At 38.9% G+C, this 16,509-nt stretch carries 20 protein-coding genes; 10 read left to right on the forward strand and 10 right to left on the reverse strand.

The window, feature by feature from the left end; genetic code table 11:
* Positions 1-69 precede the first annotated feature (69 nt).
* From ACRX5O_RS09120 to ACRX5O_RS09145, 6 genes are all read left to right on the forward strand, one after another.
* On the forward strand, positions 70-453 hold the full coding sequence (locus tag ACRX5O_RS09120) for a DUF309 domain-containing protein (RefSeq protein WP_433905642.1): 384 nt from the start codon (positions 70-72) through the stop codon (positions 451-453).
* A 53-nt stretch (positions 454-506) separates the two neighbouring features.
* Complete coding sequence (locus ACRX5O_RS09125; protein ID WP_433905643.1) at positions 507-2,012, forward strand: leucyl aminopeptidase; 1,506 nt, start codon at positions 507-509, stop codon at positions 2,010-2,012.
* An 806-nt stretch (positions 2,013-2,818) separates the two neighbouring features.
* Entirely contained in the window at positions 2,819-4,132 is a 1,314-nt protein-coding gene (locus ACRX5O_RS09130; protein WP_433905644.1) for a Na+/H+ antiporter family protein, read from the forward strand.
* 79 nt (positions 4,133-4,211) lie between these two features.
* Positions 4,212-4,805 carry a sulfite oxidase-like oxidoreductase gene (locus ACRX5O_RS09135; protein WP_433905645.1) on the forward strand — a complete coding sequence of 198 codons (594 nt, stop codon included), beginning with the start codon at positions 4,212-4,214 and terminating at the stop codon, positions 4,803-4,805.
* A gap of 123 nt (positions 4,806-4,928) precedes the next feature.
* Complete coding sequence (locus ACRX5O_RS09140; RefSeq protein WP_433905646.1) at positions 4,929-5,540, forward strand: DedA family protein; 612 nt, start codon at positions 4,929-4,931, stop codon at positions 5,538-5,540.
* Between the two features lie 46 nt (positions 5,541-5,586).
* Positions 5,587-6,423: an undecaprenyl-diphosphate phosphatase gene (locus tag ACRX5O_RS09145; protein WP_433905867.1), complete on the forward strand. Its 837-nt coding sequence runs from the start codon at positions 5,587-5,589 to the stop codon at positions 6,421-6,423.
* Positions 6,424-6,561: 138 nt separating this feature from the next.
* On the opposite strand, the gene ACRX5O_RS09150 is transcribed toward ACRX5O_RS09145, so the two are convergent.
* Together ACRX5O_RS09150 and ACRX5O_RS09155 are read right to left on the reverse strand one after the other, a co-directional pair.
* Entirely contained in the window at positions 6,562-7,635 is a 1,074-nt protein-coding gene (locus tag ACRX5O_RS09150) for an alpha/beta fold hydrolase (RefSeq protein ID WP_433905647.1), read from the reverse strand.
* A gap of 1 nt (position 7,636) precedes the next feature.
* Positions 7,637-8,107, reverse strand: coding sequence for a hypothetical protein (locus tag ACRX5O_RS09155; protein ID WP_433905648.1), 471 nt, complete (start codon positions 8,105-8,107; stop codon positions 7,637-7,639).
* A gap of 204 nt (positions 8,108-8,311) precedes the next feature.
* Between ACRX5O_RS09155 and ACRX5O_RS09160 the strand changes: the two genes are divergently transcribed.
* Together ACRX5O_RS09160 and ACRX5O_RS09165 are read left to right on the forward strand one after the other, a co-directional pair.
* Positions 8,312-8,503 carry a hypothetical protein gene (locus tag ACRX5O_RS09160; RefSeq protein ID WP_433905649.1) on the forward strand — a complete coding sequence of 64 codons (192 nt, stop codon included), beginning with the start codon at positions 8,312-8,314 and terminating at the stop codon, positions 8,501-8,503.
* A gap of 165 nt (positions 8,504-8,668) precedes the next feature.
* Positions 8,669-8,878, forward strand: a complete 210-nt coding sequence (locus ACRX5O_RS09165) for a hypothetical protein (protein ID WP_433905650.1) — start codon at positions 8,669-8,671, stop codon at positions 8,876-8,878.
* 87 nt (positions 8,879-8,965) lie between these two features.
* On the opposite strand, the gene ACRX5O_RS09170 is transcribed toward ACRX5O_RS09165, so the two are convergent.
* On the reverse strand, positions 8,966-9,394 hold the full coding sequence (locus ACRX5O_RS09170; protein WP_433905651.1) for a YuzC family spore coat inner layer protein: 429 nt from the start codon (positions 9,392-9,394) through the stop codon (positions 8,966-8,968).
* A 175-nt stretch (positions 9,395-9,569) separates the two neighbouring features.
* Between ACRX5O_RS09170 and ACRX5O_RS09175 the strand changes: the two genes are divergently transcribed.
* Positions 9,570-10,184 (forward strand): DedA family protein, encoded by a 615-nt coding sequence (locus ACRX5O_RS09175; RefSeq protein WP_433905652.1) that lies wholly within the window; start codon positions 9,570-9,572, stop codon positions 10,182-10,184.
* A complete protein-coding gene (locus tag ACRX5O_RS09180) occupies positions 10,181-10,576 on the forward strand; it encodes a PaaI family thioesterase (protein ID WP_433905653.1) in 396 nt (131 codons plus the stop codon). The genes ACRX5O_RS09175 and ACRX5O_RS09180 overlap by 4 nt, the downstream gene beginning before the upstream one ends.
* A gap of 20 nt (positions 10,577-10,596) precedes the next feature.
* Here the strand turns inward: ACRX5O_RS09180 and mnhG are convergent, their stop codons facing one another.
* Genes mnhG through ACRX5O_RS09215 form a run of 7 tightly spaced genes read right to left on the reverse strand, consistent with a single transcriptional unit; the run spans position 10,597 to position 16,342 of the window.
* Positions 10,597-10,953 carry a monovalent cation/H(+) antiporter subunit G gene (gene mnhG, locus ACRX5O_RS09185; protein ID WP_433905868.1) on the reverse strand — a complete coding sequence of 119 codons (357 nt, stop codon included), beginning with the start codon at positions 10,951-10,953 and terminating at the stop codon, positions 10,597-10,599.
* Positions 10,937-11,221 carry a Na(+)/H(+) antiporter subunit F1 gene (locus tag ACRX5O_RS09190; protein WP_119709774.1) on the reverse strand — a complete coding sequence of 95 codons (285 nt, stop codon included), beginning with the start codon at positions 11,219-11,221 and terminating at the stop codon, positions 10,937-10,939. Before ACRX5O_RS09190 ends, mnhG begins: the two co-directional genes overlap by 17 nt.
* On the reverse strand, positions 11,221-11,697 hold the full coding sequence (locus tag ACRX5O_RS09195) for a Na+/H+ antiporter subunit E (RefSeq protein WP_433905654.1): 477 nt from the start codon (positions 11,695-11,697) through the stop codon (positions 11,221-11,223). The genes ACRX5O_RS09190 and ACRX5O_RS09195 overlap by 1 nt, the downstream gene beginning before the upstream one ends.
* A 5-nt stretch (positions 11,698-11,702) precedes the next feature.
* Positions 11,703-13,184 (reverse strand): Na+/H+ antiporter subunit D, encoded by a 1,482-nt coding sequence (locus ACRX5O_RS09200; protein ID WP_433905655.1) that lies wholly within the window; start codon positions 13,182-13,184, stop codon positions 11,703-11,705.
* Complete coding sequence (locus tag ACRX5O_RS09205; RefSeq protein ID WP_119709771.1) at positions 13,177-13,518, reverse strand: Na(+)/H(+) antiporter subunit C; 342 nt, start codon at positions 13,516-13,518, stop codon at positions 13,177-13,179. Before ACRX5O_RS09205 ends, ACRX5O_RS09200 begins: the two co-directional genes overlap by 8 nt.
* Complete coding sequence (locus ACRX5O_RS09210) at positions 13,518-13,940, reverse strand: Na(+)/H(+) antiporter subunit B (RefSeq protein WP_251516940.1); 423 nt, start codon at positions 13,938-13,940, stop codon at positions 13,518-13,520. The genes ACRX5O_RS09205 and ACRX5O_RS09210 overlap by 1 nt, the downstream gene beginning before the upstream one ends.
* Positions 13,937-16,342, reverse strand: a complete 2,406-nt coding sequence (locus ACRX5O_RS09215; protein WP_433905656.1) for a Na+/H+ antiporter subunit A — start codon at positions 16,340-16,342, stop codon at positions 13,937-13,939. Before ACRX5O_RS09215 ends, ACRX5O_RS09210 begins: the two co-directional genes overlap by 4 nt.
* Between the last annotated feature and the right edge of the window lie 167 nt (positions 16,343-16,509).

Consider the following 16,509-nt stretch of genomic DNA (forward strand, 5'->3'; position numbering starts at 1 on the left):
ATAACATGATTTTCCCATTTTCCTTTGCTAAGATAGTGGTAAATGGAGCATCATTTAGGGGGGAAGTCATTGTCACACTATCCAGCTGAATATTATGAGTTTTTTATTTCTTTTAATGAAGGCGATTATTATACTTGTCACGATTTACTGGAAGAAATGTGGATGACTGATAAAGGAAATTACTTTTTAAAAGGCTTATTACAAATGAGTGTAGCCATTTATCATTACGAATACGGTAATGTTGTTGGTGCAAGATCAATGATGAAGGTGGCTTATGAGTATTTAAACTCGTATCGTCCCAAGCACTGGGGTCTGGATGTTGAAAAGCTCCATGCATTTATTTACCAGTGTATTACTATTATACCACAACATATTGATCGAATTCCCTTTGAAAAAGTAGCGACTCTTCCAAGCCTACCCCAGTACTATTTATTTTTAGAAGAAGATAATTAGATATTCGAAATATTTTTTTATATAATAGCTTTATAAATGATGGAGGTGACGGTATGTTTTCCGTACATAATAAAATTGATTTATCCTTGAAATTGGATGCACTAGTCGTTGGATTATTTGATAAGCCAGTAAAGTTCGACGGTGAATTAAAAGTTCTAGATGATCATTTTGATGGCTATTTAACAGAATTAGTGAAAAGCGGTGACTTGTCCGCAAAAAAGAAGAGTTTAACGAAAATACATACATTTGGAAAAATTGGAGCAAGAAATTTATATATTGTTGGACTTGGAAAAGAGGATCAAGCTTCCTTTGCTTCAATACGTGAAGCATTCGGAGCGGTGTGTAAACAAATTCAATCAGCAAGGCTAACTGAGATGGCTGTTCACTTAGATTCTTTCATTGGGAAAGAACTAGACGCGTTGGATGTGGCTCATGCTGTCGGAGAAGCACTTGCTTTAGCTACGTATGAGTTTAAAGGCTATAAGCAAAAATCGAATGAGCCGGAAAAAAGGATTGAAAATGTCCATGTGTACAGTGAACAGTTAGAAAAGGAAGACCATCAGGCTGCGTTAACCGTAGGATATGTATACGGCAAAGGAACAAATTCTGCACGTACACTAGTCAACTTACCTGGAAATATGCTAACAGCTACCGATATGGCTAATTACGCAAAGGAGCTAGGAGAAAAATACGAATTTGAAATAGAAATCCTTGATAAGGAAGATATGCTAAAGCTTGGTATGGGTGCGATATTAGCCGTTAACCAAGGATCAAGCGAACCGCCAAAGATGATTGTTCTAAAGTATCAAGGGAAAGAGGAATGGACCGGTGTAATTGGTCTAGTAGGTAAGGGAGTTACCTTTGATACGGGCGGATACTCGATCAAGCCAAAGGATGGCATTGTTGGAATGAAAACCGATATGGGTGGTGCTGCTGCCGTACTTGGAGCGATGGAAATCATCGGTGAATTACGTCCTGAGCAAAATGTGGTTGCTGTCATTCCTTCGACTGATAACATGATTAGTGGTACAGCCTTTAAGCCAGACGATGTGATAACGTCTATGAGTGGGAAAACGATAGAAGTATTAAATACGGATGCAGAAGGAAGATTAGTATTGGCAGATGCTGTCACATACGCCAAGTTCCATGGAGCGCAGTATTTGGTTGACGTAGCGACGCTTACTGGTGGAGTGATCATCGCGCTCGGTACAGATACAACTGGTGCGTTAACGAATCATGAAGGATTATTTGAGCAAGTACTTGAAGCCTCTTCTGAAGCTGGTGAACCTATGTGGCGTCTTCCTCTTTTCGAAAAGGATAAAGAAAGAGTAAGAAATAGTAAGATTGCTGATCTTAACAATTCACCTGGCCGAGAAGGTCATGCGATCATGGGTGGAGCCTTTGTCGGAGAGTTTGCCGAAAACACCCCATGGGTACATTTAGATATTGCTGGCACAGCTACCACTTCTAAAGCATCAGACTTAGGGCCAGACGGAGCAACAGGTGTCATGACAAGAACACTCGCCCTATTTGTTGAACGATTTGAAGCAATTAAATAATGGTAAAAAATAACTCTAGGGATGAAAGTCTAACGGGTTCGGTTTTCGAGTACATAAACTTAACTAGCAAACAAATTAGCAGTCCAATTCGCAACTGAATTGGACTGTATTTTTTTTGTTGAATATCAAGGTTTTCCATAAATGTAATGGTATTTTAGCACCTTAGTTCGCACCTCTTTTAACAGGATGACAAAAGTTAGTGTCAGTGTTCGAATTTGTTTGTTAATTTAATTGGGGATTGATGTGCTGAAAGTGGTAGGTAGGTTTTTGGATTTTCAAGTTAGAAAAGATTCTGTTGTTATTCATTGTTGACTTTTTCGAGGAGGTATAGGAATTCATAGGCGGAGAAATTCCGGTTAATGTGTATAGTAAGGGCTCAAGAAGCAGATATAAGCGGATATATTCCGATTAACTTTTCTATATATACCTAAATCTAAAGATTAGGTTCATATAAGCAGAAAAACTCCGCTTATTTTGCGGGAAATGTTGGTATTTCCCGAAATAACGGAATTTCTCCGTTTATTTTTCAAACTTAGTGAAAACAATGTATAAAATGCTTGGAGACACAATGTTCCAAGCGTTTTTGCTTATCAAATTTCCTGTAATTTAAGTGTGAATTACCGTTTAAATAGCAAGGTTAGTTCTAATTTTGTACTTCAAAACCGAACTACTTAGTAAAAGTCTTTAGAGTTTTTTTATTACCTTGACAGGCTTTGAAATTCTGTGCTATTTTAATTCTTGTGTTTTATTACTCTACCAATTTACCAAACTAAAGGATTATTTATAGAAAGGAGCACTTATACAACATGAATGCAGTCATCCTTGCAGTGCTTGTTATGCTACTATTAAGTTTATTTCGCGTAAATGTCGTGTTATCCCTCATTATCGGAGCGATCGTAGGTGGACTAACCGGAGGATTATCGATTGAAGAAACGATTGAAATCTTCTCTGGAGGATTAGGAGGAAGTGCGGAGGTTGCCTTAAGTTACGCTTTATTAGGGGGCTTCGCTATTGCCATCTCAAAGACTGGTCTGCCAAATGTTTTGGTCGAAGCTGTCTTAAAAATGGTTCAAAAGAATGGTGATTCGAAAGCAAAGGTTTATTCAAAAGCGTTGATTGTTTTTGCGATTTTATTAATGGCTTGCTTCTCGCAAAACCTGATTCCCATCCATATTGCGTTTATTCCTATTTTAATTCCACCACTATTAAATGTGATGAATGAGTTGAAAATAGATAGAAGATTAATAGCATCCGTTTTAACATTCGGGTTAACGGCCCCTTATATACTTCTACCAGCAGGATTTGGAAAAATATTTCACGATATACTAGCTACTAATATGTCTGATAGTGGATTAACGATTGACCCAGCAGATATTCCGACGGCAATGTTAATCCCGACAGCGGGTCTTTTAGTAGGATTATTAATTGCTATTTTCTTCTCTTACCGTAAAGGAAGAAACTATGTGACACACGACTTAATTAAAGTAGAAAAGCAAGAACAAAGTAAGTTGGCAATCGTTTTTGCCGTACTAGCCATCATTGGTGCATTAATGGTGCAAATTTTCCTCGATTCAATGATCATCGGTGCTCTTGCAGGGATCATCATTATCTACTTGAGTGGTTCCGTGAAATGGCGTGAGGCGGACGAGCTTCTAACAGATGGAATGAAAATGATGGCCTTTATTGGATTTGTAATGTTATCGGCCTTTGGATTTGCCGAAGTATTAAAAGCAACTGGGGCAGTGGATGAACTTGTTCAACAGTCTGCGAATGTGATTGGTGGAAACCAGGGGCTGGCTGCTTTATTGATGCTAGTAGTAGGTTTGCTAGTTACTATGGGAATTGGATCTTCTTTCTCTACCATCCCTATCATTGCTACCATTTTCGTGCCACTTTGTATGGAACTAGGCTTTAGTCCGATGGCTACGATCGCATTAGTAGGTACAGCAGCAGCACTAGGAGATGCAGGTTCTCCGGCTTCTGATAGTACGCTCGGTCCTACAGCAGGATTGAATGCAGATGGTCAGCATAATCATATTTGGGACACATGTGTGCCAACCTTTATTCATTACAATATACCACTTGTTATTTTTGGTTGGATCGCGGCTATGGTATTATAATAGGTGAAAGTGCAGCTTTCTTAATGAAGGCTGCATTTTTTGATTCGTTTATACATATTAACAATAGGGGAGTGCTTGTATGTACTTTGGAAAAGTAAGCAAGAAGACAAACGACCGTGTTCCTCCTAATCAAAATGTAACAACCACTTTTCCTGTATTACATCACGGGAATGTTCCATATTATAAAAACTTAAATGAATGGACTCTTCGCCTATTTGGTGAAGTGGAAAGGGAAGTAGTTTTCACTTTTTCTGAGCTTATGGAGTTACCTCAAACAGAATATCAAAACGATATTCATTGTGTGACTGGGTGGTCGAAGCTTGATAATACATGGAGTGGAATAAGTACGCGTGCAGTGCTGGATGCGGTTGAATTATTAGAGGGAGTAGAACATGTCATTTTTCATGCGGAAGAAGGCTGGTCAGCTAATATTCCTTTTGAAGACTTTGCAAAAGAGACAAGTTTGCTCGCTCACAGCTTTAATGGAGTGGCGCTCACACCTGAGCATGGATATCCGCTACGTGCGGTTATCCCACATTTGTACTTTTGGAAAAGTGCCAAATGGCTTCGAGCAATCGAGTTTTCCAAAAATGATAAACCTGGTTTTTGGGAGAAAAATGGCTATCACAACTATGGGAACCCATGGAAGGAAGAACGTTTTACTTGGGATTAGAAGAGGCAAATTCATCCATATTCTAAAAAGAAGGTAGACAGGGCATTGCTCCAATGATTACAATTATGAAGTTGAAGACAGAACGTATAGATTTGAAAAGGGCTGTTTGGCAAGGAGGAAATTATGGAAGATTGGATTTTTAGTATTATTGAGAACTATGGGTATCTTGGGGTATTTTTAATTATTGTAATAGAAAATGTGTTCCCGCCAATCCCATCTGAACTTGTTTTACCGTTTAGTGGATTTATGACAACAAAAACTGAATTGTCGGTAGCGATGATGATCGTTGCGTCAACAGCCGGATCAGTGGTTGGTGGAACGATTTTATACTATATTGGTACGATTCTGGATGTTGAACGGCTGGAAAAAATTGTGGACCGTTGGGGTAAATATCTTCAACTAAAAAGAGAAGATGTATACAAAGCGGATGCTTGGTTTGACCGTTACGGAATATGGACTGTATTCTTTTGCCGAATGGTTCCGTTATTAAGAAGTCTTATATCTGTACCTGCCGGAATGTCTAATATGAAAATGCCGTTGTTCCTCCTCTTTACACTTTTAGGAACAGCGATTTGGAACACGCTTCTTATTGTTATTGGCGCAAAGCTCGGAGAAAATTGGACACAGATTTTAAGTTACACAGAAGTGTATTCCGATATTATTTATGCAGTAGGTGCTATTGCAATTTTAGCGGTGCTTATCTTTTTCGGAAGAAGAATTTTTTATAAAAAGTAAGCGTTCATGCTTAGAACGAATTAATAGAAACAGAGGTATGTAATTGATGAATGTATGGGATATATTTGTTGCGATTATTTTAGGCCTTGTAGAAGGGTTAACGGAATTTGCTCCAGTTTCCTCAACCGGTCATATGATTATTGTTGATGATATGCTTTTTAAATCAAAAGAATTGTTCGGCAGTGAAGTGGCTAACACGTTCAAGGTTGTCATTCAGCTTGGTTCCATTTTGGCAGTTGTCATTGTGTTCAAAGACCGTTTTATTCAGTTATTAGGACTTTCATCGAGAAAAACGAAGCAAGAGTATGGTGGGAAAAAGCTTAGACTTTCTCAAGTAATCGTTGGTCTTCTTCCAGCTGGTCTTCTTGGTGTCTTATTTGACGACTATATTGATGAGCATCTTTTTACAACTGAAACGGTATTAATCGGACTTGTTGCTGGTGCTGTACTCATGATTATTGCTGATCTAATGCCAAAGGATAAAAAGCCAAAGGTGGAAACGGTCGATCAGATTTCGTACAAGCAAGCCATTATCATTGGATTGTTCCAATGTATTGCATTATGGCCAGGATTTTCTCGTTCGGGCTCGACAATGTCTGGTGGAGTCATTTTAGGATTAAGCCACCGTGCAGCTGCTGATTTTACATTCATTATGGCTGTTCCAATCATGGCTGGTGCAAGCTTAATTTCTCTTTTAAATAGCTGGGAATACTTCACAATGGATGCACTGCCATTCTTTATTGCAGGCTTTATTAGTGCATTTGTATTCGCACTTATCTCGATTCGTTTTTTCCTGGCGTTAATCAATAAAGTTCAATTAATTCCATTTGCGATTTATCGAATTGTTCTTGCAACGATTATCTTTGTTGTATTTATCTTATAAAAGTAAAAGGCCTCCATGTGGGGGCCTTTTACTTTTATTCGAAAAAATCCATATAAAACACATCATTTCCTTTTTCAAAAAACATTTGAAATACAATATAAGCAAACCCTAAATACTCATAAACTCCATCATACATTCCTATTTCCAATCTAGATTACCCTCCTCGCTTTCTATGTGTACTAGATGAGAACGGCTTGCTAACCAGTGAAAAAGGTTGGTGGGTAATCCTGCTCCGGAAGCAATACCAGTATGTCCATTTGGCAACTGAATAAGCTCCTTATCTTGGCTACCTGCTAATGTCATCATAGGCAAAGCTTGCTCTATTGGTACAAGTTCATCGTCTGTTGAAGCAATTACTAAAAGGTTAGCGGATATTTGTTGCAATCGGGCTGGTTCTCCTCCAATCGTAAATTTTCCTGTCAGTAACTTATTGTGGATGATTAGGTCATTCACGATTTGCTTAAGGGCGGCACCCGGAAAGGCAATATGCTCCTTTGTCCATTGATTGAATAATGACCATCTGTTTACGTATTCCTTGTTATGTCCTTTTTCTAATAAAGATAAATACGGAGAAATATAAATAGGGGAAGTGATCAGTCGAACTCCGTAGTTGATAAAAGTTGCTGGTATTATTCCTAGCCCATCTATAAGAGGTGATAGGTCGATTGCTTCATCCTTGATGGCTTGGTACAGGAGATCAAACTTTGGAAAATACGAAAAGTCGACAGGAGTAACAAAGAGAATGAGATTCTCGATCGGTTCATGGGCTATGGCTGCGTATATAGCAGCGAGTGTTCCTCCAAGACAAAATCCCATGACACTAATGCTATTGCTTTTTGAGTGTTTCAGAGCGACCCTTGCACCTGGCTGAATATACTTGAGTACATAATCGTCGATGGTCATGTCGCGATCTTCGTATCTTGGAATTCCGAAGTCTATCATATACACCTCATAGCCAGCATTAGTCAGAGACCCGATCAAACTGGTGTTTGGCAATAAATCCAATATCGTTGGTTGATTCACTAAAGAATAAATTAAATAAAGCGGTGTATTATATTTTTTAACAGGTGCAGGATAGTACCATAAAGTGGCTTTGTTTCTTTTCCAGAGTGCTTGTCTAGGAGTTGATGCTGTGATGGAAGTTTCGTCGGTAAACGCACGGAACAGTGAACTCCATCGAGTTTTCTCAAGTGAAAATCGTTCAGCTTCCATATTACTCACCAAGCTTTGACTGATTTAATAAAGCATCTGAGAGCCTTGCAAGGTTTTCTTGAACAAGCTTTGCTCTTTCTTTACGGTCAAGAGGTCTTCTGCTTGCTTTTTGTATGGGAGCTTTGGTAAAAGAAGGTTTTGTGCCCATTGCAGCTTCTAAACGCTGTAGGGTTGTTTCTATTTGTGCTAATCTTTGCTGAATATCCTCCAGCCGATCCTCATTTTGGATCGTCAGTTTTGCCACACTTGCCACATCTCTTTTGGTAGGAATGTTCAATGGGACCGAAGCTGTTTCCACAGCATCTTGAAGCTCCTTAATGAGCTTGCCGTACCATTGGGTTCTTCTGCCTAGTAGTCCGACGATGTCCTCTTTGTTTACTCGATTTTTTATCCAATCGTTTATTAAAGTCTCCGCTTTCGATCCAGTTAATTTGATTTGGCTATATAAATCATCAAGCTGTTCGCTACGCAATGATCTCAGCTCCCTTTTGTAATGTACGAAAAATATCACTATATATTATAGACAGGCATTAAGGGAAGGTGCGAAAAATGGATTTTTGCCTCTGCCTTATTTCTTAACTGTCAAGAAAATGTCAATACTTTGTGCATTGGAAAAGAATATTCTACTGTAAAAGGTAAATAATATCTCCGTACCATATATAAGGAGGTTTTTTTCATGCAGAAAAATGCTAGAGGATATGTTCAAGATTCAGTAAGTGCCTTATCAGAAGCAAAGGATTGCTTACAAAATGCTTTAAATACAGTGGAAAAGGGATCTAACCGTGACCGCATTGAGCAAACTTTGCAACAAGTAAACTCAGCCCTACAAACATGTGACCAAACAGCTGGAATTTTAGGTCAGGAGTAAAGGGGTACAGGCGTGAATTCTTATAGAATTCACGTTTTTTTTTGTAGAAGGTAGAATGTGTTTGATGATATCTTTCCACATGATGGACGTTAGCCTATTCCAACTAGGTGTTTGTTGCATATGAAGTAGTGTAGGGAAGTACAGACACGAAAAGGAGGTATACGCATGCAACATCATTATGTTGGACCACATCATCGTGGAGATAGATTCTTCTTCGGCGCACCATTTGCGGCTGGATTATTAGGTGGTTTTGCTGGAGGGTTACTAGGTGGTGCATTTTATCGCCCAAGACCATTTTATCCATATTATCCACCACCATTCTATGGGTATGGATATGGCGGTTACGGTGGATTTGGCGGACCGTTCTTCTATTAATTGAAAGTTATGTTACAAAACTAAATCAATAATAAAAAGGTTGAAATCACAACGAATGATTTCAACCTTTTTATTGTGTACACACTCTTACATCCACCTGACTGTAAGGGTCAAGTTGCAGCAATTCATCGTATCTATATCCCTGCTGAAGTCTAGTTTTAAACCATCTGGTGTATAGCTTACAACAGGGATGTTCTGAATTCCCGTATGCTTTATTTGATCCTCGACAAGCTTCTGCTTCGATTCTTGTGCGTTGCTCATAAGCTGTTTGGCAAACTCCTTTGAATCGGCCATTCTTTCAAGAAGTATACTTGCATCTTTCATCAGTGATTGCATATATTTAGCTGAAGTCATAAATAACTGTGGATTTACCTCTTGAAAAGGCCTTAAGTAATAATTAGGTTGAAAATAGAAAGGTGACTGACGAGCGCCTACGGAGTAATATGGTGAGTAGTGTGGATAGGCTTGAAAGGGTACGGAATAGTATTGAAAGCTTCTAGGATCGTAGAAATACAACCATTTCACATCCTTTATTAGAAAATGGGGTTTATATCCAACATAATATATGTTCTGAAAGAATATCTAATGATAACATTACAAAAATGTTAAAATGACCTAGTTGGTTCTATATTTTGCTATAATTAATTTGCTTAGTTATTAATGTTGTTAAAGTGGTTTTGGAGGTGAAAGAATGGAGTTAGATTTTATTCTTGATATAATTGAGGAAAATGGATATATTGGGCTGTTCCTTTGGCTATGGTTTGGAGTAGTAGGCATGCCAGTACCTAATGAAGTAATCGCCATGACGGTGGGTTTAGCGGCTTCCCTAGGTACCTTAAATCCAGTATGCATCTTTCTTTCTACGTATCTAGGAATAGTCGCTGCACTAACTACAAGCTACCTCGCAGGAAAGTACATAGGTGTTAGACTCCTTCCATTCTTTCAAAAGAGCAAACGGATGGCTCGAACCATTGACCGTTCCTTCCAATCCATTGAAAAGTACCATGCTTTTTCCCTTCTGTTTAGTTACTTTATCCCTGGATTACGAAACTTTGTCCCATTTATTTATGGACTAAGCAAGCTGTCCTATAAAGTTTTTGCCCTGTTTGCCTACAGTGGGGCTTTTATTTGGCTGAGTATCGTTTTTTCGCTTGGATATTGGTTTGGTGATCAGAAGGAGATCCTCGTCGAGTATGAAACAGAATTACTTCTAATGGGAAGTATCGTTTTTGTAAGTTCGTTTCTTTTAATAAAAGTGATCAATCGGAAAAAAGTAAAAAAGCTCAGGAGGTCTTCAACTTTATGAAGGGAAACTCATTAATTCAAACGCTAGGAATTGAATTTAAACAGATTGAAAAAGGAAGAGTCGTAGCAACGATGCCTGTAGATGACCGCACACGTCAACCGTTCGGCCTTCTCCATGGCGGTGCTTCAGTTGCACTTGCAGAAAGCGTTGCTTCAATCGGAGCGTATGAATTGGTTAATAAGGAAAAGGAAGTTGTCGTTGGATTAGAAATCAATGCCAATCATATTAAAGCAAAAAGAGACGGTATCGTAACCGCTACTGGAACAGTGCTTCATCAAGGTCGAACCACAATGGTGTGGGATATTAAAATAACAGACGAACAAGAACAGCTTATTAGTGTCTCACGCTGTACAATAGCAGTAATCGAAAAAAGAGAAAAAATCCATGTGTGAAAGTCACACATGGATTTTTTCTACTGTGAAGATCGTTCTTTTTTCACTGCAGCTAAATCGTCCTGAACACTGTTTTCCCAAAGCTTTACATTTGTATTGTACGCAGCTCTAGCGATAAGATGTCCGGCTACAGGTGAGGTCATAAAAATAAACACAATTCCAAGAATCAGTCGAGAATTCATATGGCCTTCTAATAGGTAGAAGTATAAAAAGGTACCTGCTAAAACAAACATAACTCCTAATGTAGCGGCTTTAGACGCAGCGTGCGTGCGTGTATACACATCTGGTAATCTGATAAGGCCGACTGCTGTAACAACTGTTAGGAGTGCTCCAAGTGCGATGCATATCCCGATAATAACCTTAACTATTTCGATCACGTTCAAGGATGACCCCCTTTTCTAAATACTTGGAGAAGGCAACTGTACCAATAAAAGCTAAAATTCCAATCAACAAGATAACCTCTAGGAAAGCATTTGATTTTAACATGATTGAAACAAGCGCGATGATGGCAACTAAACAGATTCCAAGTGCATCAAGTGCAACTACTCGGTCAGGTGTTGTAGGACCTTTAATGACCCGATATACCATAGCAAGCATGGATAAGGTAATACATACTAAAGAAATGGTTATGACCCACTGTAACATTACCTGCTCACCTCCATGATTGCTTTTTCAAATGTATTTTTGATGCTAGAAATGGCTGCTTCCACATCTGAAGCGTCCATCGCATGGATATAAAGAGTCCGATTATCATCTGAGATATCAACAACTAATGTCCCAGGTGTTAATGTGATCAGATTGGATAACAAAGTGATTTCCCAATCTTTTTTTAGTTCAGTAGGAAGAGCAAAAATTCCTGGCTGGATATCAAGCTTTGGTTTTATGATTACCTTTAAAACAGCAATATTAGATAAAAGAAGCTCTTTAATAAAGATGGCAATCAGGTTGATTACTGCTATCACTCTTAATAAGTAAAAGCGGGAAGGGAAAAAACGTCGAAAGGAAAAGACGAGCAATAACCCGAAAAAGTAGCCAACAAAGAAATCTATCGGTTCATTAGAGACCTTTAAAAACATCCAAACAAGAGCTAGAAAAACATTTAATAAAATTTGAAATGCCATTGTTATCACTCCTTCATGACGGCATTGATGTAGGTGGAAGGATTAGCAAGTGTTTCCGCAGCTTCTAAAATATACGGGTAAACCAGCTCCGCTCCAACTCCATACAACACAGAAATAATCACTAAAATAGCGGGAGAGATAAGCAACCAGCTAACAGGAGCTTTTTCTTCCTTTTCGTATGTGCGATGAATGCCCCAAAATCCATTAATAAAGATTTTCATAACAGAAAAAAGAACAAGGAGACTCGACATTAACACAATTCCAGCACCCCAATAGGCTTCTGCACCAAAACCACTCTTGATAATCAACAGCTTACCGACAAAGCCACTAAGTGGGGGGATTCCAGCTAAAGCAAGGGCAGATACTAAGAACATCCAGCCTAATAAGGGATAATTCTTAATCAATCCACTGATTTTCTTTAAGTTGCTCGTTCCTGTAATCGCAATGACTACTCCAACAAGCAGGAATAATGCGGCTTTAATAAGCATGTCATGAATCAAATAAAAAATCGCACCTGTCAAAGATTCAGTTGTATTTACCGATACCCCAAACAAAATAACGCCAACAGCAACGATAATGTTATAAATAATAATCTTCTTAATATCCCAATACGCTAAAGCTCCGATAATGCCGACAATAATCGTAATGACGGCAAGTATCCCTAAGAGCTCATGAGTGTATCCAGGGTCATGAGGGAAAAAGAGTGTATACGTCCTCATGATAGAGTAAACCCCAACTTTGGTTAAAAGCGCCCCGAACAATGCCAAAACAGGTGCCGGAGGAGCGTAATACGAGCCAGGTAGCCAGAAATAAAGCGGGAAAATGGCTCCTTTTAAGCCGAAAACGATTAAAAATAACACGGCAATGACAGTTAAAATACCAGGCTGTCCCACTTCTGCAATCCTTGTGGAGATATGTGCCATATTTAGTGTTCCTACTACCGAATAAAGATAAGCAACGGTAATAACAAACAACGAAGAAGAGATTATATTCACTAAAATATATTTCACCGATTCGCGAAGCTGAGCCTTTGTTCCGCCCAGGACCAATAGCACGTAGGAGCTCATAAGCATCACTTCAAAGAATACGAAAAGGTTGAAAATATCTCCCGTCGTAAATGCACCATTAATCCCGACAATTAGGAATTGCAAAATAGAATAATAGTAGAACTTTTCTCTTTCCTCTCCAATTGCTCGGAAGGAATAGAGACAGCAAGCGAATGCAATCACACTTGTTGTCAAAACAAGAAGGGCAGAAAGCATATCAGATACTAACGTAATCCCAAAAGGTGCTTCCCAACTTCCTAAGTTTAATGTTTGAATTCCATCTGTTCGAACCTTCTGAAAAAGTAGAATAGACACAAATACGGTGGATAATAAAGATAGAACGGATACCCACCTAGAGGCTATCGTAAAGCGATTCAAAAAGATTAATATGACCGCTGTTATAAGCGGAATCAGTATAGGTAATAAAAGCAAATTATTCATTTATTTTCGTCCCTCTCAAGCGATCCATGTTGTCCGTTCCTAGCTCCTGGTACGCGCGATAAGCTAATACTAGAAAAAAGGAAGTTACACCAAAGGCAATAACGATAGCCGTTAATATTAATGCCTGTGGCAATGGATCATTGTACCCGGCAGCATGTTCTCCAAGTAAGGGAGCAGCGCCATTTTTTAGGCCTCCCATAGTTAAAACCAATAAATGTGTGCCATGACTTAATAGTCCCGTTCCGATAATAATTCGAAGTAAACTTTTAGAAAGCATTAAATAAGTGGCTGCCATAAAAATAATACCAACTACAAACGCCATAACGATTTCCATTATTCGTCCTCCCCTATTGTTTGAATAATGGTCATTGTGACACCGATAACGACAAGATACACACCGATATCAAACAACACTGCTGTGTGCAACGATGTTTTGCCAAGGATAGGCAAGTAAACATCATTAAATGCATGAGTTAAAAATGGAACATTAAAAAGCAATGATCCAGCTCCTGTTCCAATCGAAAAAAGAAGCCCAATTGCCGTCATAATGCGGTAATTAACGGGTAAAATATTGGCTACCGTCTTCATATCAAACGCTAGCAGCAAGAGTACAAGAGCTCCTGCCGTCATCAACCCTCCAATGAATCCTCCACCTGGATAATAATGTCCAGCAAAGAAAAGATGAATAGAGAAGAGGAGAATGATGAACAAAATCACTTTTGTTACCGTTTGGAGAATGAGGTCATTCGTTCTCATCCTTCTTTCCCCCTTGTTAGACGTAGTTTAATCATTGCAAAAATACCAAGTGATGCAATCGCAAGTACACAAATTTCAAATAGAGTATCAAAGCCACGGAAGTCAACGAGAATGACGTTTACCATATTTTTCCCCGCAGCACGGATATACGTATTGTCTACGTAAAATTGTGAGATTGAATCAAATAGCTTTGTACTATAAGAAGAAAGTGCTATAGCGGTGACAATTGCACCCACTCCGATAGAAATAAGAGCATTTGTGAGCTTAAAAGGAATTTTTGATTCTTCCTTTTTGAATTTCGGTAAATGATAGAAACAAAGTAGAAACAATGCGACTGACACCGTTTCAATCACCAGCTGAGTAAGTGCTAAATCCGGCGCACGGAAAACGACAAAGAAAAGGGCAACCGTATAACCAACTGCTCCAAGCAAGATAATGGAGGTGAGTCTTGATTTAGCAAACAGGATAGTAATGGTGGCTACGACTATAAGCAAGGAAAGAACCAGCTCATAAAAGCCAATGCTTGATACATATGCTGTATCGATCAAAAACGCGTCTTTCTTATAAAGCGTGTAGCCTAAAATCAGAATGAAAAATGCAAAAATATAAACCAAATACGTCCGTATATAGCCATTCATATAAAATCTTGTCAGCTTAAACGAACCAGACTGCATCGATTCAATTCCTCTGTCATACAGCTTGTTTAAAGTTAATTTTTCAGGCAGTAGATCATAGGCTCTTTCCCATTTCGGTAACGTCAAATACAGAATGATCCCAAGTATCACGACCGCAATGGTCATAAATAATTCGATGTTTGGTCCGTGCCAGAAGTAAATATGAACGTCAAACATATCTCCTGGAGAAAGCAGACTAGGTAAAATCGAAGCCATGGCCGGTGATATTAAGTTATGGGAAAGAATATTCGGAAACAATCCAAAAATAATGACTAAAGAGCCGAGTACAACTGGTGAAATGAGCATGCCAAGTGGTGCCTCATGTGGCTTCTTCTTTAATCCTTCCGGTTTGTATTTGCCCGTAAATGTTCTAAACACGAGCTTCATGCTGTATATGAACGTAAATACACTAGCGATCCAAGCAAGGACTGGAAATAATAATCCCCAAGTGCTTAGAGAGAAAAGGTCCAATTTCAAAATATTTACCATACCGGTAAAAAACATTTCTTTACTTAAAAATCCGTTAAATGGTGGCAAGCCAGCCATAGAAAACGCACCGATAATTGCAAGCGTAAAGGTAATCGGCATTAAATGCATCAATCCGCCAAGCTTCCGTATATCACGTGTTCCTGTTTCATGGTCAACAATTCCTACGACCATGAACAAGCTTCCTTTGAAGGTAGCATGATTAATTAAGTGAAAGACAGCAGCTGTCGTTGCCACAGTAAAAACATTATCGTCTATTCCATCATAGTGTAGGGCAGCAGCACCAACACCTAACAGAGACATAATCAACCCTAATTGGCTAACGGTAGAGAAGGCAAGTATGCTCTTTAAGTCAGTCTGTTTGACAGCTGAAAAAGAACCCCAGAACAATGTGACGATACCGAACCCTCCGACGAGCCAGAGCCAAACAGGTGATTCAGCAAAGACGGGGCTCATTCTCGCTACAAGATAAATACCCGCCTTAACCATGGTTGCCGAATGGAGATAGGCACTAACAGGTGTTGGAGCTTCCATTGCATCAGGTAGCCAAATATGGAATGGAAACTGAGCTGATTTAGTAAAAGCACCAAGTAAAAAGCAGAGTATTGCTGGAATAAGTAAGGTGTGCTCTAACACAACGTCTGATTGTGTGACAATTTCTGAAATGCTAAACGATCCTGTCATGATGTATAGCAGGACGATTCCGCCCAGCATCGCAAGACCACCGAAAACGGTAATTAACATAGACTTTTGTGCACCATATCTCGACTTTTCTCGATGATACCAGTAACCGATAAGTAAGAAGGAAGAAATACTAGTCAGCTCCCAAAAGCCGTACATAACGATTAAATTATCGGAGAGGACCACACCGAGCATCGCTCCCATAAAGAGAAGAAGATACACGTAGAAGCTGCCGAGCTGTTCCTTATCCTTTGCTAAATAATAAATCGAATAAAGAACAACTAAAGACCCAATTCCTGAAATAAGCAAAGCAAAGAGCAATCCAAGTCCATCTATTTTAGCCGCAAAATTAATGCCAAGAGAAGGAATCCACTCAAAGCTTTCATATACTGTACCTTGGTGCGAAGTGGTACTAATAAACGAAAGAAAATAGCTAAATAATACAACTGGTAATGGTAGTACGAACCACCCTGTATGTATTTGTCTAATGCTTTTGGAAAAAATAGGTATGATGACCGCGAGCAATAGAGGTGAAACAATGGCCAAGTGTAGCAAAGACAAAACAAAACCCCCTCTTTATATGTAAGTAACAACTGTTTTTTTAAAAGTAATACTGCCTATTACTATTTCCATATTTTTCTCCGAACATGCTTTTCTCTTTCTTTTACCGAAACAGCCATATAAAAAAGTATAACGTAAAAAAACAGACCTTGCATGCCCCAAGCGCA

Source organism: Robertmurraya mesotrionivorans (genome assembly GCF_050971805.1).
In the GTDB taxonomy this organism is placed as follows: Bacteria; Bacillota; Bacilli; order Bacillales; family Cytobacillaceae; genus Robertmurraya_A.